At 28.4% G+C, this 18,544-nt stretch carries 19 protein-coding genes; 8 read left to right on the top strand and 11 right to left on the bottom strand.

What is annotated here, in order from left to right; all coding sequences use genetic code 11:
• The 9 genes from CAQ16704_RS04230 to CAQ16704_RS04190 are packed head-to-tail and all read right to left on the bottom strand — an operon-like array spanning window position 1 to window position 7,329.
• Window positions 1-336, bottom strand: a complete 336-nt coding sequence (locus CAQ16704_RS04230; protein ID WP_039667022.1) for a rhodanese-like domain-containing protein — start codon at window positions 334-336, stop codon at window positions 1-3.
• Window positions 333-2,162: a molecular chaperone HtpG gene (htpG, locus tag CAQ16704_RS04225; protein WP_039667021.1), complete on the bottom strand. Its 1,830-nt coding sequence runs from the start codon at window positions 2,160-2,162 to the stop codon at window positions 333-335. Before htpG ends, CAQ16704_RS04230 begins: the two co-directional genes overlap by 4 nt.
• A gap of 10 nt (window positions 2,163-2,172) precedes the next feature.
• Complete coding sequence (gene crcB, locus CAQ16704_RS04220; protein WP_039667020.1) at window positions 2,173-2,541, bottom strand: fluoride efflux transporter CrcB; 369 nt, start codon at window positions 2,539-2,541, stop codon at window positions 2,173-2,175.
• On the bottom strand, window positions 2,538-3,227 hold the full coding sequence (locus CAQ16704_RS04215; RefSeq protein WP_039667019.1) for a lysophospholipid acyltransferase family protein: 690 nt from the start codon (window positions 3,225-3,227) through the stop codon (window positions 2,538-2,540). The genes crcB and CAQ16704_RS04215 overlap by 4 nt, the downstream gene beginning before the upstream one ends.
• Window positions 3,205-4,410, bottom strand: coding sequence for a hypothetical protein (locus CAQ16704_RS04210; RefSeq protein WP_052244996.1), 1,206 nt, complete (start codon window positions 4,408-4,410; stop codon window positions 3,205-3,207). Before CAQ16704_RS04210 ends, CAQ16704_RS04215 begins: the two co-directional genes overlap by 23 nt.
• Window positions 4,407-5,054 carry a phosphoribosylformylglycinamidine synthase subunit PurQ gene (gene purQ / locus CAQ16704_RS04205; RefSeq protein ID WP_039667018.1) on the bottom strand — a complete coding sequence of 216 codons (648 nt, stop codon included), beginning with the start codon at window positions 5,052-5,054 and terminating at the stop codon, window positions 4,407-4,409. Before purQ ends, CAQ16704_RS04210 begins: the two co-directional genes overlap by 4 nt.
• A complete protein-coding gene (gene purS, locus CAQ16704_RS04200) occupies window positions 5,051-5,287 on the bottom strand; it encodes a phosphoribosylformylglycinamidine synthase subunit PurS (protein ID WP_039667017.1) in 237 nt (78 codons plus the stop codon). The genes purQ and purS overlap by 4 nt, the downstream gene beginning before the upstream one ends.
• A gap of 9 nt (window positions 5,288-5,296) precedes the next feature.
• Window positions 5,297-6,010, bottom strand: a complete 714-nt coding sequence (gene purC, locus CAQ16704_RS04195; protein WP_039667016.1) for a phosphoribosylaminoimidazolesuccinocarboxamide synthase — start codon at window positions 6,008-6,010, stop codon at window positions 5,297-5,299.
• Window positions 6,011-6,012: 2 nt separating this feature from the next.
• Window positions 6,013-7,329: a S41 family peptidase gene (locus CAQ16704_RS04190; protein WP_039667015.1), complete on the bottom strand. Its 1,317-nt coding sequence runs from the start codon at window positions 7,327-7,329 to the stop codon at window positions 6,013-6,015.
• A gap of 199 nt (window positions 7,330-7,528) precedes the next feature.
• Between CAQ16704_RS04190 and CAQ16704_RS04185 the strand changes: the two genes are divergently transcribed.
• The 5 genes from CAQ16704_RS04185 to CAQ16704_RS04165 all read left to right on the top strand — a co-directional run bounded on the left by CAQ16704_RS04185 (window position 7,529) and on the right by CAQ16704_RS04165 (window position 14,356).
• Complete coding sequence (locus CAQ16704_RS04185; protein ID WP_039667014.1) at window positions 7,529-10,102, top strand: ATP-dependent Clp protease ATP-binding subunit; 2,574 nt, start codon at window positions 7,529-7,531, stop codon at window positions 10,100-10,102.
• Between the two features lie 158 nt (window positions 10,103-10,260).
• Window positions 10,261-11,400: a [NiFe] hydrogenase, small subunit gene (locus CAQ16704_RS04180; protein WP_039667013.1), complete on the top strand. Its 1,140-nt coding sequence runs from the start codon at window positions 10,261-10,263 to the stop codon at window positions 11,398-11,400.
• Between the two features lie 2 nt (window positions 11,401-11,402).
• On the top strand, window positions 11,403-13,118 hold the full coding sequence (locus tag CAQ16704_RS04175) for a nickel-dependent hydrogenase large subunit (RefSeq protein ID WP_039667012.1): 1,716 nt from the start codon (window positions 11,403-11,405) through the stop codon (window positions 13,116-13,118).
• Between the two features lie 15 nt (window positions 13,119-13,133).
• Entirely contained in the window at window positions 13,134-13,826 is a 693-nt protein-coding gene (gene cybH, locus CAQ16704_RS04170) for a Ni/Fe-hydrogenase, b-type cytochrome subunit (RefSeq protein ID WP_039667011.1), read from the top strand.
• Window positions 13,823-14,356, top strand: a complete 534-nt coding sequence (locus tag CAQ16704_RS04165; protein ID WP_039667010.1) for a [NiFe] hydrogenase maturation protease HydD — start codon at window positions 13,823-13,825, stop codon at window positions 14,354-14,356. The genes cybH and CAQ16704_RS04165 overlap by 4 nt, the downstream gene beginning before the upstream one ends.
• A gap of 25 nt (window positions 14,357-14,381) precedes the next feature.
• Here CAQ16704_RS04165 and CAQ16704_RS04160 read toward each other — a convergent pair whose 3' ends face one another.
• Entirely contained in the window at window positions 14,382-14,804 is a 423-nt protein-coding gene (locus CAQ16704_RS04160) for a PepSY-like domain-containing protein (protein WP_039667009.1), read from the bottom strand.
• 134 nt (window positions 14,805-14,938) lie between these two features.
• On the opposite strand from CAQ16704_RS04160, the gene gltX reads away from it, so the two are divergent.
• Genes gltX through CAQ16704_RS04145 form a run of 3 tightly spaced genes read left to right on the top strand, consistent with a single transcriptional unit; the run spans window position 14,939 to window position 18,161 of the window.
• Entirely contained in the window at window positions 14,939-16,234 is a 1,296-nt protein-coding gene (gene gltX / locus CAQ16704_RS04155; protein WP_039667008.1) for a glutamate--tRNA ligase, read from the top strand.
• A 1-nt stretch (window position 16,235) separates the two neighbouring features.
• A complete protein-coding gene (locus CAQ16704_RS04150; RefSeq protein WP_039667007.1) occupies window positions 16,236-16,523 on the top strand; it encodes a YggT family protein in 288 nt (95 codons plus the stop codon).
• 57 nt (window positions 16,524-16,580) lie between these two features.
• Window positions 16,581-18,161, top strand: coding sequence for a soluble lytic murein transglycosylase (locus CAQ16704_RS04145; RefSeq protein WP_052245054.1), 1,581 nt, complete (start codon window positions 16,581-16,583; stop codon window positions 18,159-18,161).
• Here the strand turns inward: CAQ16704_RS04145 and CAQ16704_RS04140 are convergent.
• Window positions 18,049-18,543 carry a hypothetical protein gene (locus CAQ16704_RS04140; RefSeq protein WP_039667005.1) on the bottom strand — a complete coding sequence of 165 codons (495 nt, stop codon included), beginning with the start codon at window positions 18,541-18,543 and terminating at the stop codon, window positions 18,049-18,051. The two genes, CAQ16704_RS04145 and CAQ16704_RS04140, sit on opposite strands and share 113 nt — an antisense overlap.
• Between the last annotated feature and the right edge of the window lies 1 nt (window position 18,544).

Here is an 18,544-nt window from a genome sequence, read left to right as displayed (position 1 = left end):
TTAATCTCCCTTTTTTGTAGTTTCATAGCCTTGTGATAAAAGTGCTGTCATACCACCATCTAGATTAGTACATTCTATTCCTAGCGTATTTTCAATCATCATAGCAGTATGTTTGCTTCTTGAGCCTGTAGCACATACAAAAGCTATATTTTGGTTTTTAAAATCTATTTTAGATTTAAATTCATCGATGAATTTTTCATTCATATTTCCATTGTCATCACAAAGTGCTATCAAATGAGCATTACTGATAACTCCATTTTTCCATTCACTAGGAGTTCTTACATCTATTATGCAAAAATTTTCTAAAATATTTTTAGAAATAACTATATTTTTCATTTTCCTAAAGCCTTAGAGATGATTTTATTTAAGGCATTGTTAAACTCACTTGGATTGTCTATACCCATACCTTCGCTAAGTTTAGCCATATTTAAAAGTATGTGTGCCATTTCATTAGTAAGAGTATCATTTTCTTTTAGTGCTTTTAAAATTTCATGATTAGGATTGATTTCAAGTATAGGTTTAACTTGTTGTTCTTGTCCCATTTGTTTAAGAATTTGTTGCATAGCAAAATCAGGTTTATTTTGATCATAAACAATACAACTTGGACTATTTGAAAGTCTTTGGCTAAGTTTTACTTCTTCTACTTCATCTTTCAAAACTTCTTTAATTTTGATGAGCAAGGTTGCAAATTCAGCCTTTTGCTCTTCACTAATTTCTTCACTGGCTAGATGGTTGATAGCACTAAATTTTAAGCCTTCAAATTCATTCATCATGGGCATAACTATGGTGTCAATTTCCTCATCAAGCAATAAAACATTGATATTTTTTTGCTTATAGCTTTCAAGAAGTGGAGAGTTTCTTAAAAGTTTTTCATTTTTTCCACTAATATAAAAAATTTCATTTTGACCTTCAGCTAAGTTTTGTTTATATTCTTCAAGATCAATTAATTCTTCTTTATTTGAGTTTTTAAAGTATAAAAGCTTAGCTATAGCGTCTTTGTTTTCACCAAAACCATACAAGCCTTCTTTTAAAACTTTTCCAAAATTTTCATGAAATTTAAGATAATTTTCTTTATCTTTTTCTTTGAATTTTTTAAGTTCAGCTAGGATTTTTTTAACACTTGCTTCTTGAACACTTTTTAAAATTCTATTTTCTTGTAAAATTTCACGACTAACATTAAGCGGTAAATCTTCAACATCGATAATACCACGCACAAATCTTAAATATGTTGGTAATAATTCTTTATCATCATCGCTTATAAAAACTCTTTTTACATAAAGTTTTAAACCACTTTTATAATCTACTCTATATAAATCAAACGGAGCTTGAGCGGGTATAAAAAACAATGAATTATATTCTATAGAACCTTCAGCTTTTGTATGGATATAAAGCATAGGTTTATTTGAATCATGAAAATTTTGCTCATAAAATTTTTCATAATCATCAGCTTTTAAACTTGCTTTGTTTTGTCTCCATAAAGCACTTGCTGTATTAATTTGAGTATTTTTTAATTCTTTTTTAGGTTCTTTTTCACCTTCTTTTAACGGCAAATACTCTTCTTTTTCCATAAAAATAGGGAATTGTATATGATTGGAATATTTTTCTACTATACTTTCTATGCGATACGAATTTAAAAATTCTTCATCTTTTAAATGTAAAGTTATACAAGTGCCTTGCTCATCTTTTTTAGCATCTTCTATTTCGTAACCACTTGCATCAGAAGTCCAAAGATAAGCATTATTATCTAGGGCTTTTTTACTTAAAACTTCTATTTTAGAAGCCACCATAAAAGCAGAGTAAAAGCCAACTCCAAATTGTCCAATAAGTTGAGAGTCTTTTTTCGCATCTCCGCTTAAATTTTCTAAAAAGCTTTTTGTGCCACTTTTTGCTATGGTTCCAAGATGACTGATTAAATCTTCTTTATTCATACCTATACCATTATCACTTATGGTTAGTGTTTTTGCATCTTGATTGAAATTAATTTGAATTTTTGGTTCGAATTTTAAATTTTTATATGCATCATCACTCACGCATAAGTAACTGAGTTTGTCAAGTGCATCACTTGCATTTGATATAAGTTCTCTTAAAAATATTTCTTTGTTAGAATACAAAGAGTGAATCATTAATTGTAAAAGTTGATTTACTTCTGTTTGAAATTGCATTTTTTCTCCTTTATTTAAAAATTAAATATCCTAGCCAAACTGCTAGAAGACAAAATGTTATATTAGAAATTACATTTAATAAAAAATGAAAATAATTACCGCCTTGTAAAAATAGTAAATTCTCATAAGAAAAAGTCGAAAAGGTAGTGAAAGCTCCTAAAAATCCAGTGCTAATAAAGCTTTTTGTAATTGTATGCATACCCTTTGAATTAGCATATGAGAATAATACACCTATTAAAAATGAACCTACAATATTTACCATTAAAGTTCCATAGGGAAAATTATGAGGAATATTTTTGCTGATAAAATTACTAGTTAGCATCCTAGCAACTGCACCTAAAAAACCTCCAAAACCTACGGCTAATATAGTGTTAATCAATTTTGCAACCTTTCTTTATCTAGTATTTCTTGCATTTTTTTTCTAGTTTGCTCTAACCAATTTTCTTTACTTGTATCTACAAGATCTAAAAACACTACTTTTAAAACTCCGCTTTTTGCATTAAAATTTTGTGTATCTAAAATTTTAGCCGAATCAACTATTACTACAGGTTGAACTTTTAAATTTAATTTCTCGGCTAAAATTTTAGCTCCTATTTTGAATTTTAATAATTTCTGTGTTTTTGATCTTGTTCCTTCTGGGAAAATAGCTAAAATTCTTTTTTCTTTTAATCTCTCTTTGGCTTCTTTTAAAAGTTTTACTAAACCTTTAGGACTTCTATCTATGCAAATAATTTTAGGTTTTTTAATCAGTGTTTTAAAAATAGGAATTTCCCCTAATTCTTTTTTGGCTATCCAAGATATATTTTTTGGGCATAAATCTTCTAAAACTACTATATCTAACAAACTTTGATGATTGATTAAAAATAAATTAGTCTCTGGATGTATAAAACCTTGTATTCGAATTTTATAGTTTATAACATATTTTTGTAATTTCGCCCATAATTTCCTAATTTTCCATATTTTTTCTTGAGAGTGTATTAATATGAAAAATATACACAAAAATATAATAGAAATAATAAATTCTATCCAAAAGATCAAAGCTTTAAATTTTTGATAAATTTTCACTTTTAACCCAGCCTATTTTTCCATTTGTAAATAAAATTTTTTTATAATCATTTCTAGAACCAACTACTTCAACTTCTTGTTGATATTTTCCAGAATTAAAATGAGTTGAATTTTGTGTTGGTAAAATTTGAATCTTGCTATCTGCTTTTAACACTGCTTTGTATATACTATTTTGTGTTAAAAAACTTGCAATTAGTGTTAAAATGGCTAATCCTAGGGCAATATAGCTTTTTTTAAATACAAACCATATAGCAAGTATTCCACATAATATCCAAAAAAATATTTGTTTGTAAAAATTAAAATCATTTGTTTTGGGGTTTAAGTCACTTTGCGTGCTAACGCTATCTTCTTTTAGTTCTATTTTTAGTGAAAAATCCTTTAATTCTTTAGAATTAAGATTAAAATAGGAAAATTCAAAACGAGTTTTACTTTTGTCTAAAATAGCGTAATAAAATCCGCTTTGTTTATCAAATTCACCTTTTATAGCTTCTACGCCTTGTTTTTGAATATCTTTTAAATTAAAACCTGCCAAATTGGTATTTTCACCTAAGAGTTCAATAAAAACTATCATATTTTCATTGTCAAAGTTACTAGCTTTAACTTGTTTAACCTCTAAATTGTTTGCAACAATATGAGAATATTTGTTTGATGGAGCATCAATTTTTTTAAGTTTGATAGGTTTAATTATTAAAGATGAGCTTTGAAAAATACGATCATTTCTACTTAATGAAACGGTGATTTTGTTTAAATTTGCATTAAGATTTTTTGCTACAAACCATAATCTAGTGTAATAAGAATTAGCTTTTTGATCCCATATAGGATTTGGATTAATCCAAAGCATATCTTCATTTTTATCAAGACTTATATTCAAATCAAATGTAATCTTTGTTGTTGTGATAACCTCAAGATCAATTGCAAATACTTCATCTATATAGACTTCTTCAGCGTAATCTTTTGTATTTAAAACCAAAGATCCTTGGGGAATAAAACTATCTTCATTGATTTTTTTTTCAAAATCATTTTCATAACTTGGAGCTATAGTTTTATAAATTTCCTTTTCTTGTTCACCTAAAGAATGATAATTTTTTTCTAAAGTATTATAATCTTCAAATACGCTATTTTCTTGTGCATATAGATTTAAAATAAGAAAAAAAATACAGAAAAACTTAAAAGTTTTTATCAATGTAAAAATCCTTCAAACATTTTAAGTCCTATGTTAGATCCAAGAATTTCATCACATACTCTTTCAGGATGAGGCATAAGTCCAAAAATTTTTTTATTTTCATCACAAATTCCAGCTATATCATTTAAAGAGCCATTTGGATTGTTAATATATTTTAAAAGTATCATATCTTTATCTTCAAGCATTTTAATACTATCATCATCGTTAAAATAATTGCCTTCGCCATGAGCTATAGGGAGTTCTATAATATCATTTTTTTGGAAATTTTTTAAAAAGGCGTTGTTGTTTGATACTACTTGTAGTGTTTGCATTTTAGAAATAAAACTTAAACTGTTATTGTGCTTCATAGCTCCCTTTAAAAGTCCAAGCTCTAAAAGAATTTGAAAGCCATTGCATATTCCTAAAACATAACCACCTTTTTGAACATGTTTTTTAAGTGTTTTTATAGCAGGAGCAAGTTTTGCAATAGCAGCACATCTTAGATAATCTCCATAAGAAAATCCTCCAGGTAAAACGATTAAATCTGCACTAAAGTCTTGTCTTTCATGCCAAATGATTTCTGTTTTTACCCCTAGTTTTTCAAAAGCATAAGCTGTATCAAATTCACAATTTGTTCCTGGAAAACGAATAATAGCTACTTTCATAGTATTATCTCATAGTCTTCTATCACGGTATTTGCAAGCAATTCTTTACACATTAAATCTACTTGCTTTAAAGTTTCTTCTTTGTTGTTGCAAGCTATATCAAAGCTAATTTGTTTTGATGTTTTAACATTAGAAATATTATTGAAATCTAAAGAATGCAAAGCCTTTTCTATAGCTTTGCCTTGAGGATCTAACACTCCATTTTTTAATGTGATGTTTACAATTACTTTCATTAGTAAATCCTAATTTAGAATTCTTTTCAAAACTTCTTCATAAGCCATTTTTACATTGCCTAGGTCTTGTCTAAAGCGGTCCTTGTCTAATTTTTCATCGGTTTTACTATCCCAAAATCTACAACAATCAGGAGTAATTTCATCTGCCAAAATCATATTTCCTTCACTATCAATTCCAAATTCTAATTTAAAATCAATCAGTCTTAAGCCTTTAGATTCAAAGAATTTAACTAAGATAGAATTAATATGTCTTGCAGTATTTTTAATTAATTCTAAATCTTTCTCGCTTTTGACTAAATTTAATATTAAACAATGTTCATCATTAATAATAGGATCGCCTAAATCATCATTTTTGTAACAAAACTCAACCAATGCAAAAGGTAAAATAGTTTTTTCTTTAATACCTAATCTTTTAGTTAGGGAACCAGTTGCGACATTTCTTGTAACAACTTCAATGGGGATAATTTTGCATTTTTTTACTAATTGTTCTTTTTCTCCGATAGTTTCAACTAAATGAGTTTTAATCCCTTCTTTTTCTAGAAGATGAAAAATTTCAGTACTTATTTTACAATTTAATGCCCCTTTTCCTGCTTCATTTCCTTTTTTTTCTGCATTAAAAGCTGTTAAATCGTCTTTAAATTCTGTGATGAGAAGATTTTCATCATCAGTTTTAAACATTTTTTTTCCTTTTCCTTCATATAAAAGATCTAATTTTGTCGCCATTTTTACTCTCCTTTTGTGATATTTAAAATTTTAATTACATCTATTGCAGTTTTAAGTTGTATATCATTGTTAATTTGTTCTTTAGTGATAATATTTTTATTTTCTTTATTATCTTTTTTACTATCTTGATGTCCGATTTTGTTAAGTTCAGCTTGTAAATGTTTTTTAAGGTCACTTTCTTTGATTTCAAAACCATGATTTTCTTCTTTACTTACTTTTCCTGGAAAAACTTCTATGTCAGGACTAACACCTACAGCTTGTATTGTTCTACCACTTGGTAAATAATACTTTGCTATTGTAAGCCTTAAACCTTCTTTACCTTTTTCATCCATAGGCAAAATAAGTTGAACACTACCTTTACCAAAAGTTTTTTCGCCTATAATAATAGCTCGTTTAAAATCTTGTAAAGCACCACTTACTATTTCACTTGCACTAGCACTTCCACCGTTTACAAGTACAACTAAAGGTGCGTCTGTAATTTTTTTATTAGGATTTGCTTTAAATTCTACATTTTCGTTTTCAATTTTTCCTTTTTGAGAAACAATTATTCCTTTATCTATAAAAAGATTTACCAAACCGACTGCTTGATTTAATATACCACCTGGATTTGTTCTAAGATCTAAAATAATACCTTTTACATTAGAATTGTTTTTAATTGCCTTACTTGCTTCATCAACTACATTTTTGTCAAAATTAGTCACTCTTAAATAAAGCATGTTCTCATTTTCTATCAACTTAGCATAAACGCTATCCACTTTTATTATATCTCTTTTTAAATTAACATCAAAAGGTTTAATATCACCTTTTCTATAGATTGTTAAGGTAACCTTTGTTTTAGGTTCTCCACGCATTTTAGAAACTGCCTCATTTAAAGTCATCCCTAAGGTTGATTCATTATTGATTCTTAAGATAATATCATCAGTTTTTATTCCTGCTTTGTCTGCTGGACTTCCTTCAATAGGTGCTACAACGCTAATTGCTCCATCTTTTTGTGTGATAGTAAAGCCAAGTCCACCAAATTCTCCGTTAGTTTGTTCTTTTAATTCTTTATAGCCTTTTTCATCTAAAAACGAAGAATGCGCATCTAAATTTGTAAGTAATCCTGCTATGGATTTATCTACTAAATCTGTATAATTTACATCATCAACATAATATTGTTCTATGATAGACATTGTTCTAGTTAGCTTAGACAAAGCTTCGATTTTTTTTTCTGCCTCACTTTGGGGTTGATTTTTAGCTTGTAGATTGGTAAAAATAAAAGATGCCACTAATAAACTACAAAGACTAGCTACAATTAGAAGATTTTTTTTTGTTTTCAAGAAAAACTCCAATACAATAAATATTAATACTTGTATTTTATTTATTTTTGCTTAAAATATTGTAAATATACGAATATTTTTATATCATTAGTGTTATTATATAAAAAAATATTTATAAATATAACTAAAAAAACTTGACAATAATAGACTAAAGTTATATAATACATTATATATAAAAGATAATATTAAGGAGTTGAAAATGGCAAATATACAAGATTTTTTAACAGATTCTATGCTTTCTAATATAGAAAGTGCAGTATCTTTGGCCATACATTCTAAGAATAGTGAAATAAAACCTTTGCATTTATTATGGGCGTTAAGTGTTGATAGCTCAAGTTTGTTAAATCAAGTTTTTAATAAATTAAATGTATCTAAAGAAGCTTTTGAGTTGGAAATTAAAAGCAATATATCAACTTTTCCTACAAGTTCAAATGTAAATAAAGAAAATATAAAATTTTCAAATGATTTTATAAATTCTTTAGAAAAAGCTAAGGGTCTTGCTATAGAAAATAAAGATAATTATTTAGCAGTAGATATGTGGTTGATTTCAGAAAGTGAAAATAGTCCTATAAAAAACATTTTATCTAGATTTTTAAATATAAATGATTTTATAAAAGAATTAAAATCAATTAGAGCAGGGGTTAAAATAGAAAATAAAACTAGTGATGAAACTTTAGATTCTTTATCAAAATTTGGTATAGATTTAACATTAAAAGCAAGTAATGGTGAACTTGATCCTGTTATTGGTAGAGAAGAAGAAATACAAAGACTAATGCAAATTTTAATAAGAAAAACTAAAAATAATCCTATATTACTAGGTGAACCAGGTGTTGGAAAAACTGCTGTTGTAGAAGCATTAGCTCAAAGAATAGTAAAAAAAGATGTCCCAACTTCTTTGCAAAATAAAAAAGTAATAGCTTTAGATATGAGTGCTTTAATAGCTGGAGCAAAATATAGAGGTGAATTTGAAGATAGGTTAAAAGCTGTTGTAAATGAGGTTGTAAAACATAAAAATATAATTTTATTTATAGATGAAATTCATACTATTGTAGGAGCTGGTGCTAGTGAAGGTAGTATGGATGCAGCAAATATTTTAAAACCTGCTCTAGCAAGAGGTGAACTTCATACTATAGGTGCTACAACCTTAAAAGAATATAGAAAATATTTTGAAAAAGATGCAGCATTACAAAGAAGATTTCAACCTGTCAATGTAGCTGAACCTAGTGTAAATGAAGCTTTGGCAATGCTTAGAGGTATAAAAGAAAAACTTGAAATTCATCATAATGTAAGTATAAATGATAGTGCTTTGGTGGCAGCAGCAAAATTATCTAAGCGTTATATAGCAAATAGATTTTTACCTGATAAAGCAATAGATTTAATAGATGAAGCAGCTGCTGAACTTAAAATGCAAATAGAAAGTGAGCCAAATTCATTAAGAAAAGTAAAAAAACAAATTGAAAGTTTAGAAGTAGAAAATGAAGCTTTGAAAATGGAAGATAATGATACCAATGAAAAAAGACTAGAAGAAATCAAAAAGGAACTTGCAAATTTAAAAGAAGAACAAGCAAGATTAAATTCTCGTTTTGAAAACGAAAAATCTGTTTTTAACGGAATAAGTGCTAAGAAAAAAGAGATAGATATTTTAAAAAATGAAGCAGTATTTGCTAAAAATAAAGGTGATTTTCAAAAAGCAGCTGAAATAGAATATGGAAAAATACCAGAATGTGAAAAAGAGGTTTTGAATTTAGAAGATAAATGGAAAAAAATGACTGAAGATGGAGTTTTACTCAAACATCAAGTTGATGAGGATTTAGTAGCTGGAATTTTGAGTAAGTGGACAGGAATTAGCGTGCAAAAAATGTTAACTTCTGAAAAACAAAAATTTTTACATATACAAGAGCATTTGCAAGAAAGCGTAGTTGGTCAAGATGAAGCTTTAAGTGCTTTAGCTAAAGCTATAAAACGCAATAAAGCAGGTCTTAATCAAGCAACTAAGCCTATAGGAAGTTTTTTATTTTTAGGACCAACAGGAGTTGGAAAAACAGAAAGTGCTAAAGCTTTGGCTAAGTTCTTATTTGATGATGAAAAAGCTATGATACGATTTGACATGAGTGAATTTATGGAAAAACATAGCATATCAAGACTTTTAGGAGCTCCTCCTGGTTATATAGGTCATGAAGAAGGTGGTGAATTAACAGAAGCTGTTAGAAGAAAACCTTATAGTGTTATTTTGTTTGATGAAGTAGAAAAAGCACATAAGGATGTGTTTAATGTCCTTTTGGGAATTTTAGATGATGGTAGGGCTACTGATAGTAAGGGTATTACGGTTGATTTTACTAATACTATTATTATTTTAACATCAAATATTGGTGCAAATTTTATTATGGAGCTAAAAGGCGAAGAAAGAGAAAAAGCAATTAAAGAAGCACTTAGAAGTTTTTTTAAACCTGAATTTTTAAATCGATTAGATGATATTATAACTTTTAATCCATTGGGAGAAAACGAAGCTGAAAAGATTGTAAAATTATTGTTTAAAACTTTACAAAATAATCTTGAAAACAAAGATATTAAAGCAAGTTTAAGTGATGAAGCAGCAAAATTAATAGCAAAAGTTGGTTTTGATGTTGATTTTGGTGCTAGACCATTAAAAAGAGCATTGTATGATATGGTAGAAGACAAGCTTAGTGAAATGATTTTAGAAGATAAGTTAAGTGCAAATGATGAATTAATCATAGATGCAAATGAAAATGATATAGTTATAACAAAAAAATAAGCAAGTTAAAACTTGCTTATTTTAGACTAATATTATCCTAAATAACATTAAATTATAAACAAATCGTATATTTGGCAAAAAATTATTATTTTTTATCTATTCTTAACATTAAATATCATAAACTTTAAAATGATATTCTATATTTTAAGGAACAACAAATGAGTGATTTAGATATTTTTAATCGCCGTTTAGACGAATTAGAAAAACTTCCTCTTTTGAAGAATGAGATTTCAATTTCTAAAGCTTTAGAGCAATCAGGTTTCTCAAGAAGAGATTTTATGAAATGGGCTTGTGCAATGACAGCCTTTTTGGCACTTCCTGCTAGCTTTACTCCAATAGTTGCAAGAGCTGCCGAGCTTAGTGATAGACTTCCAGTAATTTGGCTTCATATGGCTGAATGTACAGGATGTTCTGAAAGTTTATTAAGAACTGATGCACCAACAATTGATAGTTTAATTTTTGATCATATTTCTTTAGAATACCATGAAACCATTATGAATGCTGCAGGTTGGCAAGCTGAACATAATCTTGAATCAGCTATGGAAAAATATAAAGGTAGATATATTTTAATGGTAGAAGGTGGTATACCAACAGGAGATACTGAGCATTATTTAACAATAGGACCACATGGTAAAAGTGGTAAACAAATAGCAGAGCAAGCCTGTGATAACGCTTTGGCTATTTTTGCTATAGGAACCTGTTCAGCTTTTGGTGGTATACAAGCTGCAAGACCAAATCCAAGTAATTCTGTAAGTTTAAGTAAAATTACTAATAAAACGGTTATAAATGTTCCAGGTTGTCCTCCAAGTGAAAAAAATATTATAGGTAATGTAATTCATTATATACTATATCAAACATTACCGGCACTTGATGCATATAATAGACCAAAATGGGCATATGCATTAAGAATACACGATCTTTGCGAAAGAAGAGGTCGTTTTGATGCGGGGGAATTTGTTCATCAATTTGGTGATGAAGGTGCTAAAAAAGGATATTGCTTATATAAAGTAGGTTGTAAAGGCCCTTATACTTTTAATAATTGTTCTAAAGAGAGATTTAATCAACATACTTCTTGGCCAGTTCAAGCAGGACATGGATGTATAGGTTGTTCTGAACCTGATTTTTGGGATACAATGGGACCTTTTGAAGAAGTAATGGCAGGAAGATTATTTGATACGGTTTATGGCTTAGGTGCTGATAATATTTCGGATAAAATTGGTATAGGTGTTTTATGTGTAACTGGGGTTGCAGTTGCAGCACATGCTGTGATTGCTTCATTAGAAAAAAATAAGGATTAAGAATGTCAAAAAGAATTATTATAGATCCACTTACTAGAATAGAAGGACACTTAAGAATTGAAGTGGTAGTTGATGAAAATAATGTAGTCAAAGAAGCTTATTCAGGATCAACTTTATGGAGAGGCTTAGAAACCATTGTAAAAGGGCGTGATCCAAGAGATGCCGGTTTTTTAACACAAAGAGTTTGTGGTGTTTGTACTTTTTCACATTATAGAGCAGGTATTATTGCTGTAGAAGATGCTTTAGGTATTACACCACCATTAAATGCAGTTTTAACTAGAACTTTGATGAATGCAGCTTTATATATGCATGATCATCCAGTTCATTTTTATCAATTACACGGTCTTGATTTTGTTGATGTTGTAAGTGCATTAAGTGCTGATGTTAAAAAAGCTAGTGATGAAGCATTCAAGTATACAGATATACCTTATGCAACAGGAGCAGATAAGCTTTTAGAAGTAAAACAAAGATTAAAAACTTTCGTAGATAAAGGCAATCTTGGACCATTTGCTAATGCATATTATGGACATGCGACATATCGCTTTACTCCTGAACAAAATTTAATTGCTCTTTCGCATTATTTAGAATGTTTGAGAATTCAAAGAACAATAGCTCAAGCTATGGCTATTTTTGGTGCTAAAAATCCTCATCCACAAAGCTTAACCGTTGGTGGTGTAACTTGTGTTATGGATCTTTTAGATCCTTCAAGAATGGCTGAATATATGACTAAATTCCAAGAAGTAGCTGATTTTATTAATCGTGCTTATTATCCAGATTTAATCATGGCAGCTAAAGCTTACTCTAAAGAAGCAAGTGTTTTAAATGATGTTGGAGTAAATAACTTCTATACTGAAAGAGAATTCCAAGTTTCTAGTGATGAGTGGTTATTTGAAGGTGGTATTATCAAAAATGGTGATTTAAGTAAAGTTGAAGAAGTAGATGAAGCTAAAATTACTGAAGAGGCTACTAGAGCTTGGTATGCAGATAATGAAGCATTACATCCTTATGATGGTAAAACTAATCCAAACTACACAGGTTTGGTTGATGGTGAAAGTATTGATGATAAAGGTAATATGGTTCATAGTAAAGTATTTGATACTAAAGGTAAATATAGTTGGATTAAAGCTCCAAGATACGAAAACTTACCAATGCAGGTAGGTCCATTAGCAAATATTTTAGTTAACTATGCTAAAGGTAATAAGATTGTAGTTGAAGCTGTAGATTCTTTCTTAAAAGCTACAAATTTGCCAGTTAAAGCATTAATGAGTACTCTAGGTAGAACAGGTGCTAGGGCAATTGAAGCTAAAATTGTTGCTGATCATGGTTTAAAAGCATTTAATTCTCTAGTTGAAAATTTAAAAACAGATGAAAGTACTTGTGCAACTTATGTGATTGATAAAAATAAAGAATATAAAGGTAGATTTATTGGTAGTGCACCTCGTGGAGCATTAAGTCATTGGTGTAGAATTAAAAATGGTGTGATTGAAAATTGGCAAGCAGTAGTTCCTTCTACTTGGAATGCAAGTCCAAAAGATGCAAATGGAGTAGGTGGTAGCTATGAACAATGTCTTATTGGTATGAAACTAGCTGATGTTAAACAACCTTTAGAAGTAATAAGAGCTATTCACTCTTATGATCCTTGTATAGCATGTGCTGTGCATGTTATGGATACTAAAGGTAATAATCTTAGCGAGTATAAAGTTAATGTAAATTTATAAGGAAAGGATTTTAGCATGGATACTAAACATTCCTTAACAACAGAAAGAAAGGCTGAATACGAATTTAGTATCGGTCTTCGTTTTACACATTGGTTAAGAGCTGTTGCAATTGTTATTTTAGTGGGAACTGGTTATTATATATCTTATGTATTTCAAGCTCCTTCTATTTCATCAGAGCCAACTTTGTTTATGCAAGCAAAATATCGCATGGTGCATCAAATTTTTGGTTTTATTATGATAGCTTGTGTGCTTTTTAAGACATATTTATTCTTTTTTGATCCAAAAAGTGCAAATGAGAGAAGAAGTGTAAAAGATATTTTTAATGTAAAATTATGGATAAATCAAATTAAATTTTACATTTTTTTAGGAAAACATCCTCATTTGCAAGGTGTGTATAATCCTTTACAATTTGCAACTTATTTTTTCTTTTATCTTGTTATGTTTGGACTTATCTTGACAGGTTTGATTCTTTATATGCATGTGTATCATGAAGGTTTGGGTGGATTTTTATATAATATCTTAAGACCTATTGAAGTTGCATTAGGCGGATTAGCTGATGTTAGAACCTATCATAGAATTTTAATGTGGGTTGTATTGATTTTCGTTCCAGTGCATATTTATATGGCTGTATTTAATTCTGTCAAAGGTAAAGATGGTGCTTTAGATGCTATCTTTAGCGGATATAAATTTGTAAGAGAAAATCATTGAAGCTCTTAATTTTAGGTATTGGAAATATTATGTTTGCGGATGAAGGCTTAGGTGTTCATCTTTGCAAACTTTTAGAAAAAAATTATATTTTTTCTCATGAAAAAGACTCTATAAATTTTGTTGATGGTGGAACTTTAGCATTACAACTTAGTTATATCATTGCTGAATATGATGAAATGGTTGTGATTGATTGTATAGAAGCAGACGATGCTCAAGTAGGAGATATATTTTTCTTTCCATATGAAGCTATGCCAAAAAAGGTAAATTGGAGCGGTAGTGCACATGAGGTTGAAATGCTTCAAACTTTACAGTATATGGAGCTTATGGGAGATCTTCCAAAAACTCAAATCTTAGCTTGTGTGCCAAAGCGTATAGAGCCTTTGAGTTTTAAAATTTCAGATGAAGTTTTAAAATCTTTAGAAAAGATGGAAAAAATTTTACTTGATTTTTTAAAAAAAAAAGGTTTTACATATAAAAAAATAGCAAATTTTAATATACAAAAGCTTGCGTTAAGTTCTTATAAAAACTAGACTAAGTAAAACTTAGTCTAGTTTTTTAATCATCAATTTTTTGCCCCAAAAAATTACCATTTATGTCAGTGTAAATTTCCATCATATTATTAAGTTTAATTTTATAACCTTGAATTTCTTTTTCAACTTTAGTTATACTTGCATTTGGATGCATTTTTTTAATCGTTGTTAAAACATTTGGACTTAAAAAAGAAGTGTCAATAGGTCTGTATTTAGCATCAATTTCTTTCCAATCTCCATTAATAAAAAACTCAAGTTCTGTTCCATTATCAAGATAAACATCAAAACCATCAATATCTTGTTTAACTAAAGCAATGTTTGATCCTGCAAAGTATTTCTGTATGAAATTTTTTGAATTTGCTGGTAAAGCATTAATGCCTACAACCATATCTTTTGCAAAAACACAACTTGCTATTGCTAAACCAACTAGAACTAATTTTAATTTCATTTTTAATCCTTTATATTAATTTGTTGATAAAATCATAATATTAATAAGTGAATTTTGTGTGAACTTTACAAAAATTAAAAGAAATAGCAAGTATTTAATTGTATAATGACAGAAAAATTTAAAGGATTATTAAAATGTATAGGTTTGCACCATCGCCTACTGGAGATATGCATATTGGAAATTTAAGAGCTGCTTTGTTTAATTATATCAAAGCAAAACAAGAAAATACAGATTTTATTTTGCGTATTGAAGATACAGATAATGCTAGAAATATAGCTGGAAAAGAAGAAGAGATAAAAGCTATTTTAAAAGAATTTGGTATAACTTGGCAACATTACTACGTACAAAGTGAGAATTTAAAATTTCATCGACAAATGGCTTTAAAATTAGTAAGTGAGAAAAAAGCCTTTGCTTGTTTTTGTGCTGAGGATGAATTAGCTCATAAAAAAGAACTAGCTAAAAGTAAAAATCAAGCTTATAGATATGATGGTACTTGTGAGAAATTAACAGATATTGATGTGTTAAATTGCGAAAAGCCTTTTGTAATCCGTCTTAAAAAACCTCAATCGCAAATGAAATTTACTGATTATATTAAAGGTGAGATTAGTTTTAATCCTGAAGATATTGATAGTTTTGTAATTATGAGAGCGGATAAAACTCCAACTTATAATTTTGCTTGTGCGGTTGATGATATGCTAGAAGGTGTAAGTTGTATTATAAGAGGGGAAGATCATGTCTCAAATACTCCTAAGCAAGAGCATATTAGAGCAAGTCTGGGTTATGATAAAAGCATGACTTATGCACATTTGCCTATCATTTTAAATGAAGAGGGTGTTAAAATGAGCAAGAGAGAAGCTCATTCTAGTGTAAAATGGATGCTTGATAATGGTTATTTAGCAAGTGCTATTGCAAATTATTTAATACTTTTAGGCAATAAAACTCCAAAAGAGATTTTTACTTTAGAAGAGGCTATAGAATGGTTTGATTTAAAAAAAGTTTCAAAATCTCCGGCGAGATTTGATACTAAGCGTTTAATGCAAATTAATCGTGAGCATATAAAAATGCTTGATGATGATAAATTAAATTCTTTATTAAACTTAGACAAAGATGTAGCTGAACTTGCAAAATTTTATACCCAAGAAGCTAGCACACTAAATGAGATAAGAGAAAAAATACAAGCAATTTTTGCAGTTAAAAATTATAATGAATTTGAAAATGAATGCAAGTTGATTAAAGAAGTTTTAAAAGATTTGGATTTACCTCAAGAATATGATGAGTTTAAAAAGATTTTAATGGAAAAAACAAATTTAAAAGGTAAAAATTTCTTTATGCCTTTGCGTTTAGTATTAACAGGGGTTACTCATGGGCCTGAAATGAGTGAAATTTATACTTTAATCAAACCTTTTGTAAAAGAAATTATAAAGGAGTAAAATGGGAGTTGGAACAAGTTTGATTGTGTCATTGGTGCAAATTTTTTCTTTAGTAATTGATATTTATGTATGGATTATAGTTATTGCAGCTTTAATTTCTTGGGTAAGACCTGATCCATATAATCCAATAGTTCAAATTTTATATCGTTTAAGTGAGCCTGCTTATGCTTTTGTAAGAAGATTTATTCCTACTACTATAGGGAGTATTGATTTAGCACCTTTGATTATTATTTTAGGCTTAAAATTTATTCAAATATTTTTATCAAATTTAATTTTAGGAAGTTTATAAGTGTTAAGAAAAAGTATAACATTGCTCTTAAGTGGAGCCATATTTGCAAATTGTGCAATGTATTCTTATAAAGAATTAGAACAAAAACCAAATTCTTTAGCTAAAGATTATTATTTATATCGTTTATTAGAAAAAAATAAGTTTAAAAAAGAAGAAATTGAAGAATTAAAAGAGCATATTTATAGATATGCAGGACGCATTAAGAATGCCATTGAAGCCATTGTTCCACCTTTGGGATATAATAAAGAATATGAATTATGTTATAAATTTAATACACAAAATATCTTAGATGCTAACACTACTTGTCAATTTATAAGATTAAATAGTTTAACTTTTATACAAGATTTAAACACTTCTGTTCGTAATGAAATAAAAAAAGCTATTCCACAAGATAATGTTAATTTGATAAAACTTTTAGATGCTTTTGATGCAAAAGACCCGCTAAGCTATGTGGTATTAAATTATGATAGTGTAAATTTTTATAAAGTATATAATTTCTTGAAAGATAAAAAAGATCTTTTCTTAGAAAAAGATTTTGTAAATGAACTAGCTAAAGAAAAAGATTTTACAGGTTTTGTAAAAGAGCTTGTAATTAAAAGGAAAAATCCATTAATCAGAAAATCTTTAGTCAATGTGGATGCAAATTTAAGCTTTCAAGATAATGCTTTTTATTTAGGCGTAAATGCTATTTTAGAAAATAATGACAAAAAGGCATTGGAATTTTTTCAAATTGCAAGAGATACTTTTAAAAGTAAATCTTTAGTAGATAATGCGAATTTTTGGATATATTTAATCACTCAAGATAAAAAAATTCTTGATGAGCTTGCACAAAGCAGTTCTTTAAATATTTATAGTCTGTATGCAAGAGAATTAAAAGGTTTACCTATACCTAAAATAGAAAAATTAAAACCAAAAAAACAAAAAAATGATTTTGATATGCAAGATCCTTTTGCTTGGCAAAAACTTGCTAAGCAAATAACAAAAAGCTCACCGAGTGAATTAGAAAAACTTGCTAAAGAATTTTATACTAAAGAAAATATAGCTATTTATGCTTATATTAAAGAAAGAGCAGAAGGATTTAAAAAACATTATTTTGTAATGCCTTATTATGATTTTTTAAAAGATTATGCAATCCAAAGACAAGCTATGATTTTAGCACTAGCTAGACAAGAAAGTCGTTTTATACCAACTGCTATTTCTACCTCTTATGCTTTGGGTATTATGCAATTTATTCCATTTTTAGCAAATCATATAGGTAACAAAGAACTACAAATCCCAAATTTTGATCAAGACATGCTTTTTGATCCAAAAACAGCTTACGCTTTTGCTAATCATCATTTAGATTATTTAGAATCTAAACTTAATTCTCCAGTTTTTGTGGCTTATGCATATAATGGAGGTATAGGTTTTACTACAAGAATGCTTAAAAGAGAAGATATGTTCAGAGCAGGAAAATATGAACCATTTTTATCAATGGAGCTTGTTCCCTATGCTGAAAGTAGAACTTATGGTAAAAAAGTTTTGGCTAATTATGTTGTATATTTGCATCTTCTGAACGATAATACACCGATTTCGAAATTTTTTGAAACTTTGATTCAAAACACTGACTCTCAAAACATAAATTTAATTGCAAAATAGGTTTTTGGATTATTTCATTTAGGGTGATTTTGTAATAGTTTGCATAATCACTCTTAAGTATGTATTTAAACAATTTATCATTTTTATTTAAAGGCATTATTATTGTTGCTTTTCCATCTATTAATACTGAAATTTGATCTTGTTTAATGTTTATACTTGGTAAAAAACTAAGCACAAAAACTTCTTTTTGGCTTTTTTCATCTAATACTGGATTAAGATAACTTAATAAAGCTACTATTCTATTATCTTTATAATTAAAATTGATTTTTTGTGCATACATTAGAGTTTGGCTTTTTAAATTTACAATGCTTTGTTCTTGATTTTTATAAACACATGCATTCAATACAAATGCTAAAAAAATAATAATTATAAATTTTTTCATT

It is taken from the genome of Campylobacter sp. RM16704 (assembly GCF_000816245.1).
Lineage (GTDB): Bacteria > Campylobacterota > Campylobacteria > Campylobacterales > Campylobacteraceae > Campylobacter_D.
Note: the sequence above shows the minus strand (reverse complement) of the source record. Positions and strands in the feature narration are given on the sequence as shown.